Raw genomic sequence first — 9,188 nt, forward strand, 5'->3', positions numbered from 1 at the left:
ACTAAGTTGGTGTGTTTGATATCTAAAGAGAAAGTTAATTGAAAGCGAGTTTTTTGTACTTTCTTTATCAATCTGTGAAATCATTCTAATCTGTGGCAAAATAAAAGCAGCTACCAAGTAGAGGCGCTAAGGTTAAGGTTCTGAGATGTTGAGTTTGCGTGTTTTTGGTAAGTATCATTTTAGTATGGAAGCAGGTTAGGGCAAAACTGTATTTTTATTTTACTTGGAAGTAAATTTTGCCTACTTTTACAAACCAAACACAACACTTCATTATGAGTCAAAAAATATTGCTTACTTCAAAAGAAGTCAATATCATTCTGCATCGTTTGGCCTGTCAGTTAATTGAAAAGCATCTTGATTTTTCAGATACTATCCTTGTAGGAATCCAGCCTCGCGGAACCTTTTTGGCAGAACGCCTGAAGGAATTACTTTTAAAAGAATATAAAGTACAGGATGTTGCTTTAGGCTATCTTGATATCACCTTTTTTAGGGATGATTTTCGCAGGACAGAAAAGCCTTTGGAAGCCAATAAAACACAGATTAACTTTTTGGTAGAAAATAAGAAAGTCATTTTTATTGATGATGTCTTATATACCGGAAGAAGCATCCGTTCTGCTTTGACTGCCATCCAATCCTTTGGAAGGCCATCAGAAATTGAGTTGCTGGTTTTGATTGACAGGCGATTTAGCCGCCATTTGCCAATCCAGCCGGATTACAGAGGCAGACAGGTCGATTCCATAAACAATGAAAAGGTGAAGGTATGCTGGAAAGAACAGGAGGGAGAAGATGTGGTTTACCTTGTAACCAATTAAGTTCTTAAAATAACAACACAACAACACATATAAAAATGAGCGAATTAAGCGTAAATCATTTATTAGGAATAAAATATATCACCAAACAGGATATTGACCTTATTTTTGAAACAGCCGATCATTTTAAGGAAGTCATCAACCGACCAATTAAAAAAGTTCCTTCGCTTCGAGATATTACCATAGCTAATATATTTTTTGAAAACAGTACCAGAACCAAACTGTCTTTTGAATTGGCACAAAAACGCCTTTCGGCTGATGTTATCAGCTTTTCAGCAGCGCAGTCATCGGTTAAAAAGGGAGAAACCCTGATTGATACTGTCAACAATATCCTTTCAATGAAGGTTGATATGGTAGTCATGAGGCATTCCAATCCGGGAGCGGCTTATTTTCTTTCACAAAATGTCAATGCGAGTATTGTCAATGCCGGCGATGGTGCACACGAACATCCAACGCAAGGTTTATTGGATTCTTTTACGATAAGAGAAAAACTAGGCGAAGTTGCCGGAAAGAAAGTCGTGATTGTAGGTGATATTCTGCATTCACGTGTGGCGCTTTCCAATATTTATGCCCTTAAAATGCAAGGAGCCGAAGTCAAAGTTTGCGGACCTAAAACCTTAATTCCAAAATATATCGAATCTTTGGGAGTTGGTGTGGAACCAAACCTTAGAAAAGCACTTGAATGGTGTGATGTGGCCAATATGCTCAGGGTACAAAATGAAAGGATGGATGTGAATTATTTCCCTTCCACCAGAGAATATACACAGCAATACGGAGTAGATAAGGCATTTTTAGATTCGCTAAATAAAGAAATCGTAATCATGCACCCAGGACCAATCAATAGAGGTGTCGAAATCTCTTCTGATGTAGCCGATTCGCAACAGTCTGTTATCCTAAACCAGGTTGAAAATGGTGTGGCAGTACGTATGGCGGTAATTTATCTTCTGGCATCAAAAATTAAACAATAGGAATAAAAAAGCCAAAAACCTTTGTAACTTTGGACTTAGCAAACTTTACTTTTAAAAAATAAGACAATATGAAAGTGGATCAAAAAGGACATACAACAGTAATAAAAGATACGCAGGGTAATGTAGGTTCTTTTCTGGAAAAAGTAACAAATGAATATGGGAGCTTCAAAAACCATAACCTGGTTTTGGATATCTCATCCGACAAAGATGTGAGCTTGGACCAGATACTTTCTTTTCTATCGTTGTCAAACAAACACCGAAAAGCAAAAAAATCATTTGTAATTGTTGTCAATGATTTTGACTTTAACGAAGTGCCTGATGAAATGATTGTGGTTCCGACTCTTCTTGAAGCCCATGATATTATTGAGATGGAGGAAATTGAAAGAGATTTAGGATTTTAGGTTTTTGATTTAAGATTTCTGAAAGATTTCGGATTTAAGATTTTTAGATTTAAGAGTAAAAAATGAAGCTGACGATTCTTGGCTGTTATGCCGCTACACCCAGAACTATTACAAATCCGACATCGCAGGTTTTGGAAATAAGAGACCGGATGTTTCTCATAGACTGTGGTGAGGGGACACAGGTTCAGCTACGGAAAAACAAGATCAAATTTTCCAAAATAAACCACATTTTTATTTCTCACCTTCATGGAGACCATGTCTACGGACTTGTTGGTCTGGTTTCTACCTACATGCTTTTGAACAGGGTCAATGACCTGCATATTTATGGGCCAAAGGGAATAAAAGAGATTATTACACTGCAATTAAAGCTTTCCAATTCCTGGACCAATTACAATCTTTATTTCCATGAACTGGAATCGGATGTGTCCGAAACCGTTTTTGAAGATGATAAGGTAATTGTCAAGACAATTCCGCTTAAACACAGGATATATACTAACGGCTATTTATTCCTCGAAAAGTTCAGCGAAAGAAAGCTCAATATTGATGCAGTACAGGAATATGAAATCGACCAGGTTTATTACAAAAAAATCAAATATGGCGGAGATATTACTTTAGAAGATGGTCGCGTGATTCCTAATGCCGAACTGACTTTTGATCCGGATACTCCAAAAAGCTATGCGTTTTGTTCGGATACGGTGTATAATGAAGATATATTACCGCTGATTGAAAACGTAGATGTTCTTTATCATGAATCTACCTTTTTAGAATCGGAAGCCGCTTTGGCAGAAAAAACCATGCATTCAACGGCAAAAGAAGCTGCCCGGATTGCGCTTAAGGCAAATGCCAAAAATCTGGTATTGGGCCATTATTCCACACGATACGAATCGATTCAGAAATTCAAAGAAGAAGCAGAAACTATTTTCCCGAATGTCTTTTTGGGAGATGATGGGGAAAGGTTTTCTTTTTGAAGCCGCTAAGTGGCTAAGTTTCTAAGTGCTAAGGTTTTTTGAGTTAGAATTAAATTTGAATATCAAAAAAACATATTCTCTCAATATTTTATAGTCTAATTGCTTTTCCTTTAATTGCTTATTGTCCTTAGTCACTCAGCCACTTAGAAGCTTAGTAACTTTCAAAAAAAACCTCCTGACAAATATCATATCTCCACTTCACAAAGTTTGTAACTTTGTAATTCAAATTTTCCAATTGACCAAGCTATGAAAGATTTAAGCGATTACAGAAAATCATACGAAAAAAGTGAACTGATAGAAACCGCCATACCGGACAATCCTTTTGAATTATTTGACTTGTGGTTTCAGGAAGCCGAAGCTATAGGAGGGACAGAAGAAGTGAATGCAATGACTATTGCCACTATCGGGAAAGACGGTTTCCCGAAATCAAGAATTGTGCTTTTAAAACAGTTCACCCCGGAAGGTTTTATTTTCTTTACCAATTACGAATCTGAAAAAGGAAAAGCCATAGCCGAAAACCCGAATGTTTGTCTTTCTTTCTTTTGGCCTTACGCAGAAAGGCAGGTTATCATTAAAGGGACGGCTGAAAAAACAGCTGATGAAATTTCAGATGCTTATTTCCAATCCAGGCCATTTGGAAGCCAATTAGGAGCACTTGCCTCACACCAAAGTGAAATCATAGAAAACAGAGAAGTTCTGGAAGTTAAGGTAAAAAATCTGGAAGAAGAATTTATAGGAAAAGTAATCGCTCGTCCGGCTTATTGGGGAGGTTATCTGGTCAAGCCTTATGAGATAGAATTCTGGCAGGGTAGGCCCAACAGGCTTCATGATAGAATTCGTTTCCAATACCGCGAAAACACTTGGATAAAGGACAGGCTTTCCTCATGATTTATAGGAATAATAGCATGAAAAATACAAAAACATGCATTTCGTCGATTTTATTTTGCAGTTCAACGATGATTTTGTAATATTGAATCGTTAAGTAAGAGTTGTGCCCCATCATAAATCTTACTTACAATTTGAAGAAGTTTTCCCAAAGGCTTTTTCGAATTATGAACCAAAACACTTAACCTATGAAAGCAATAATGCTAAGAACATTAATGCCAGTGGCTTTTTTGTTCACAATGTTATCTTGTTCTTCAGATTCATCTGATGACAGTAACCTGACAAATGGAAATTCTACTTTGGTAGAAAATTATGATTACAATCCCACAGAATTAGAATTGATGCGTATTATTAACGAACACAGACAATCGCTCAATTTACCGGCTTTACAGCCAATCAATCACATTTCTTACAAATCAGAAGAACACAACGAGTACATGATTGAAAACAACGTTGTCAATCATGCCTATTTCGAAGAAAGGTCACAAAACCTGATACAGGTATTGGGAGCGGTTAAAGTCAATGAAAATGTGGCTTATAATTATAACACTCCACAGGCAGCATTACATGCCTGGCTTGAGAGTCCAAGCCATAAAGCAAATATCGAAGGAGATTTTACTCATTTTGGAATTTCTGTCCGTATCAGCCCGGAATCAGGACGGAAATATTACACCAATATGTTCATAAAAAAATAAACGGGTAAAGCTCAGTATCATAAGACTGCAGTTTGTATTGCAGTCTTTTTTTTGAGACAGCCCAAAAAGATTGTTATTTACGTTCACCTTTCCATACTATTGATTGCAATAATTTGACAGGAATTATTTTTTTAGATAATTAATATTAGATGGGGTTTAATTTTCGTGGATTATTTTTTTAAAATACATTCATTAAAGATTGTTCTTTTGTTCTGAATTATTCTTTCATTAAGGTCTGCGTGAAAACTATTGTATGGGGATATATTTTAAAAATATATTACAATAGGTCAATAACAAAAAAAGCATCCTGCTAGTCCAGGATGCTTTTGCTTTTTATGGCATTTAGGTATGTTATAATTCAGTAATAATAAATTCACTTCTTCTGTTCAATTGGTGCTCTTCTTCAGAACATGGAACCCCATCAGAGCATTTGTTTACCAATTGAGTTTCTCCATAACCTTTTCCGCTTAATCGTGAAGCTTGTATTCCATCGTTAATCATCCACGCAATAGTTGATTTGGCTCTTCTGTCAGATAGCCTTTCATTGTATTTGTGTGTCTGACGACTGTCTGTATGTGATCTTACGTCAACTTTCATCGTTGGGTATTCTTTCATCACATCAACAATTTTTGCAAGGTCAGTAGCTGCATCCGGACGGATATTCCATTTATCAAGATCAAAGTAAATAATCTTGATACCGAATGCTTTTGCAAGGTCATCACCAACTTTAACTTTCTTGACTGTTTTTTCCAAAGCAATTGGAAGGTCGGTTTCACCGCTTTCATTTGGTAAGGTTATTCGGGATTCCTTGGTTACATAGTCTTGTTTTTCGGCTCTTACATAATACGATTTACCGCATTGTACATCCTCAAAAGAATATTTTCCGGAAGCATCAGATGTTACTTCTTTTAATTTGTTGAATTTTTCATCAAATAAAGTCACTTTTGTATTTGGAAGAATCGCTCCGGTTTCCAAATCGGTTATGGTTCCGGCCAAAAGCTGTTCACATTCAAATTCCAATCTTTTGGTTTCAACAAATTTGTAGATATCATCATTGCCATTTCCGCCGTCTCTGTTGGAACTTAAAAAGCCAATTCTTGTTTTAGAGTTAATGATATAGGCAAAATCATCTTTTTTGCTATTGGCAGGTTCTCCAATGTTTTTAACTTCTTTAATGCTACCGTCGTTTCCAATTTTTGAAACAAAAATATCAAAACCACCCAACCCAAGCTGGCCATCGGAAGCAAAATACAACTCATTTTCATCTGATACAAAAGGAAAAGATTCTCTTCCCGGAGTATTGATTTTAGGTCCAAGGTTTTCCGGTGTTCCGAAACTTCCATCGGCATTAATGCTGACTTTAAAAATATCAGATTGTCCTAAAGTTCCCGGCATATCAGAAGCAAAATACATTGTTTTTCCATCCGGACTCAAAGCAGGGTGGGCCACACTGTAATTGTTATTGTTGAAAGGAAGTTCCGTAACATTTGTCCACTTGTCGCCTTCTAAAGTCGCCTTGTAGATTTTTAATAAAGTTACCTTATCGCTACTTTTGCCTTTTTTACCATCGTTATAATTATTTCGGGTAAAATACATGGTCTTTCCATCTTTGGAAAAAGCCGGAGTGGCTTCATGGAATTTGGTATTCAGGCTTTTTGCAAACTTTTGTGGAGCCGATAATGCACCGTCTGCACTCAAATCTGAAACATACATATTGGTAAAATACATATTTGTCCATGAATGCTGTCTTTTTGAAAAGTTTCCGGTATCCCGTGCAGAAGTAAAAACTACCTTATCTCCAAAGAAAGCACTTCCATAATCAGAATATTCAGAATTTATCCCGGCATTATCGATTTTATACCTTCCGGAATTTTTCCTGATTTCTTCCAGATAATTTTTCTTTTCCTCATATAGTTTCCCACGAGAATCAGTACCTGACTTCTGATTGAATTTTTGAAGCATCTCATTAGCCTTATCATATTCTCCAATTCCTTTTAGAGATTGTGAATAACGGTAAAAATATTCTGGCTCTACATCCTGCGTCATGGCAAAAAGCTCACCATACCATTTGGCAGCATTTTCCAAATCAGCATTAAAGTAGTAAGAGTTTCCAAGTTTTTGAAGCATATCTTGCGACTTGTATCCTTTTTCAGCAACACGCTCATAGGTTTTTATAGCATCAATGTAAGCATATTTCTCATACTTCTTATCTGCTGATGCCACAGCCGATTTTTGCGCATATCCGCTAAAGCAGACTGTACTTAAAAATGCGAGGTATATAAATTTGATTTTCATGATTGCACAGTATTAGAAGAACCTAGGTGAAGTTAATTTGTTAAACTTGTTGAAAAGCTCAAATCGAAGGAATATTTCGTGTGAGCCGGAGTTATAATTGGAGAGCTTTGTTGTTTCTAAGTCATATCCATAACCTACAAACAAACCTTCTGTAACCTGAAAACCAGCCATCGCACTAACCGCGGCATCCCATCTCCAGGCTGCTCCAATGGTAAATTTATCGTTGAACAAGAAATTACCGGATACGTCAAGTTGTAAGGGAGCGCCCTGAATGGTTTTCATAAGGAATGCAGGCTTAAATTTAATACTAGGGCTCAAATCAAATACATAACCACCGATGAAATAAAAATTCATCCTTTCTTTATAAACCGAAACGGAGTTGTCTTCATAACGGGTTGTCTGTAAAAAGTTAGGAACGGAAAGACCTACATATAATTTATCGGAATGGAAGTAAACCCCGGCTCCAAAATTTGGAGTAAAATTATTGTTGAAATTCTGCAGGTGAGGGTCACCGGCATCGGCAGGGTTTAATTTGTTTACGTCCAGGCTAAAAAGATTGGCCGTTCCTTTAATACCAAACGAAAGTTTATAAGTTTCCGATGTCTGAACAGTATAAGATATATCAGCAGAAATAGTGTTTTCGTCTGTCGGACCAATTCTGTCATTGACAAAAGAAAGTCCGATTCCTAATTTACTATTATTGATAGGTGTATTTAAAGAAACTGCATTGGTTACAGGAGCTCCATCCAAACCAACCCATTGGGTTCTATGAAGGCCGAAAATACTCATTACGCCTCTGGAACCGGCATAGGCCGGGTTTATATTAATAGTGTTGTACATGTATTGAGTGTACTGGGCATCTTGTTGCGCAAAACCTGCAAAACCTGTCAACAGTAAAGCGAAAAATAAAAATTTTGTTTTCATTTATTTATTTGTTTAGTTCCAGGGATTTGCATCCCTGGAAGTTGGACTTTATCTATTAATATATAGATAACTTGCTTTTTCTCTGGATCTTCCTTCAGCATCGACATATTTCAGTACGTAGTAGTAAGTTCCATCAGGTAATTCTTCTGATTTTTTTACTGTAGCACGACCTTCAGATACTCCTCTAAATACTTTAGTCGTATTGTCATAGCCTTGGGCATCAAATACTAATACTCCCCAACGATTGTATATTTCTACAGTATTATTTGGATAACAATCAAGCCCCTCGATCTGGAAGAATTCATTCAAACCATCTCCGTTTGGTGTCATAGCATTATGAACTATAATTTCACATGGTGCCAAAACAACACAGTCATCATTTACGTTCATGTTGATTTGAATTGTTCTAGGGCAATCGCCGTCAGCAATTACATAGCTCAATACATAATCTCCAAGCGTAACATTGGCAGGATTGAAAATACTTCCGAGTAATCCTCGAGAGTTATTTGTGTCAATCCATGTTCCCGTTCTTTCTATAGAATTGTCAAGTAATGTAAACAGATCGATTGAAAGATCTTCAACACATAATTCGCTGGCAATTGTTTGTGTAGGATTTGATATCGTAACATTTATTGTTTGCGTAATTACGTTTGAATTTCCACAGCTGTCAGTTGCAGACCAAGATCTGGTGATAGTATAACCTGTTGCTGTCTGATTTTCAATCTGTTCATCAAATATAACACTTTCTACTGAAGAACAAGAGTCTGTAAATTCTAAAACAGGGACTTCAGGAACCTCACTACAAACAACATTTATAGTCGTTTCTATAGGAGTAACCAAAGTAGGAGCCATATTATCTTCTACAGTTATTATCTGTGTTGCAGAAGTTATGTTGTTGCATAAATCAACCGCTGTCCAGGTTCTTGTGATAATCTTATCTCCAGCACAAGCACCATTTTCAATAGTTTCAAGCATTGTAACAGTAGCCATACTACAGTTATCAGTAGCTGTAAGTGTTGGTGCTGTTGGAACAGATCCACAAGCTACAGTAACATCTGTAGGCACAGTTTCTACGAATGTTGGGCCTTGGTTATCAGTTACAGTCACTACTTGTATATGGTCTACTGTATTTCCGCAAAGGTCTGTAGCCGTCCATTTTCTAGTAAGGGTATAGCTTCCGGCGCAGGCACCGTCAGTCCTTGTCTCGGCGAAAGTTACAGTCGCAGTTCCGCAAGCATCGGTC

At 36.9% G+C, this 9,188-nt stretch carries 9 protein-coding genes; 6 read left to right on the top strand and 3 right to left on the bottom strand.

Features of this window, described 5'->3' with window-relative positions:
• Positions 1 to 272 precede the first annotated feature (272 nt).
• The 6 genes from pyrR (at position 273) to ASG38_RS02535 (ending at position 4,726) form a co-directional block, all read left to right on the top strand.
• Complete coding sequence (pyrR, locus tag ASG38_RS02510; RefSeq protein ID WP_056066660.1) at positions 273 to 812, top strand: bifunctional pyr operon transcriptional regulator/uracil phosphoribosyltransferase PyrR; 540 nt, start codon at positions 273 to 275, stop codon at positions 810 to 812.
• Between the two features lie 35 nt (positions 813 to 847).
• A complete protein-coding gene (locus tag ASG38_RS02515) occupies positions 848 to 1,777 on the top strand; it encodes an aspartate carbamoyltransferase catalytic subunit (protein ID WP_056066663.1) in 930 nt (309 codons plus the stop codon).
• 68 nt (positions 1,778 to 1,845) lie between these two features.
• The gene (locus tag ASG38_RS02520) at positions 1,846 to 2,178 is read left to right on the top strand and encodes a hypothetical protein (protein ID WP_056066668.1); all 333 of its coding nucleotides are present in this window, start codon (positions 1,846 to 1,848) and stop codon (positions 2,176 to 2,178) included.
• A gap of 62 nt (positions 2,179 to 2,240) precedes the next feature.
• Positions 2,241 to 3,146, top strand: a complete 906-nt coding sequence (locus tag ASG38_RS02525) for a ribonuclease Z (RefSeq protein ID WP_056066671.1) — start codon at positions 2,241 to 2,243, stop codon at positions 3,144 to 3,146.
• Positions 3,147 to 3,392: 246 nt separating this feature from the next.
• Positions 3,393 to 4,034 (top strand): pyridoxamine 5'-phosphate oxidase, encoded by a 642-nt coding sequence (gene pdxH / locus ASG38_RS02530; protein WP_056066674.1) that lies wholly within the window; start codon positions 3,393 to 3,395, stop codon positions 4,032 to 4,034.
• 185 nt (positions 4,035 to 4,219) lie between these two features.
• Positions 4,220 to 4,726, top strand: a complete 507-nt coding sequence (locus ASG38_RS02535) for a CAP domain-containing protein (RefSeq protein ID WP_056066677.1) — start codon at positions 4,220 to 4,222, stop codon at positions 4,724 to 4,726.
• A 351-nt stretch (positions 4,727 to 5,077) separates the two neighbouring features.
• Here ASG38_RS02535 and ASG38_RS02540 read toward each other — a convergent pair whose 3' ends face one another.
• The 3 genes from ASG38_RS02540 to ASG38_RS02550 form a co-directional block, all read right to left on the bottom strand.
• A complete protein-coding gene (locus ASG38_RS02540) occupies positions 5,078 to 7,021 on the bottom strand; it encodes an OmpA family protein (RefSeq protein ID WP_056066680.1) in 1,944 nt (647 codons plus the stop codon).
• Positions 7,022 to 7,033: 12 nt separating this feature from the next.
• Positions 7,034 to 7,945 (bottom strand): type IX secretion system membrane protein PorP/SprF, encoded by a 912-nt coding sequence (locus tag ASG38_RS02545; protein WP_056066682.1) that lies wholly within the window; start codon positions 7,943 to 7,945, stop codon positions 7,034 to 7,036.
• A 48-nt stretch (positions 7,946 to 7,993) separates the two neighbouring features.
• A partial coding sequence (locus tag ASG38_RS02550; protein ID WP_162239638.1) for a gliding motility-associated C-terminal domain-containing protein occupies positions 7,994 to 9,188 on the bottom strand: 1,195 nt, incomplete at its 5' end.

The organism is Flavobacterium sp. Leaf359, assembly GCF_001423985.1.
In the GTDB taxonomy this organism is placed as follows: Bacteria; Bacteroidota; Bacteroidia; order Flavobacteriales; family Flavobacteriaceae; genus Flavobacterium; species Flavobacterium lindanitolerans.

Bases quoted from the DNA above. Each gene is read 5' to 3' on its own strand.
- pyrR (WP_056066660.1), top strand. From the start codon at position 273: ATGAGTCAAAAAATATTGCTTACTTCAAAAGAAGTCAATATCATTCTG.
- ASG38_RS02515 (WP_056066663.1), top strand. From the start codon at position 848: ATGAGCGAATTAAGCGTAAATCATTTATTAGGAATAAAATATATCACC.
- ASG38_RS02520 (WP_056066668.1), top strand. From the start codon at position 1,846: ATGAAAGTGGATCAAAAAGGACATACAACAGTAATAAAAGATACGCAG.
- ASG38_RS02525 (WP_056066671.1), top strand. From the start codon at position 2,241: ATGAAGCTGACGATTCTTGGCTGTTATGCCGCTACACCCAGAACTATT.
- pdxH (WP_056066674.1), top strand. From the start codon at position 3,393: ATGAAAGATTTAAGCGATTACAGAAAATCATACGAAAAAAGTGAACTG.
- ASG38_RS02535 (WP_056066677.1), top strand. From the start codon at position 4,220: ATGAAAGCAATAATGCTAAGAACATTAATGCCAGTGGCTTTTTTGTTC.
- ASG38_RS02540 (WP_056066680.1), bottom strand. From the start codon at position 7,021: ATGAAAATCAAATTTATATACCTCGCATTTTTAAGTACAGTCTGCTTT.
- ASG38_RS02545 (WP_056066682.1), bottom strand. From the start codon at position 7,945: ATGAAAACAAAATTTTTATTTTTCGCTTTACTGTTGACAGGTTTTGCA.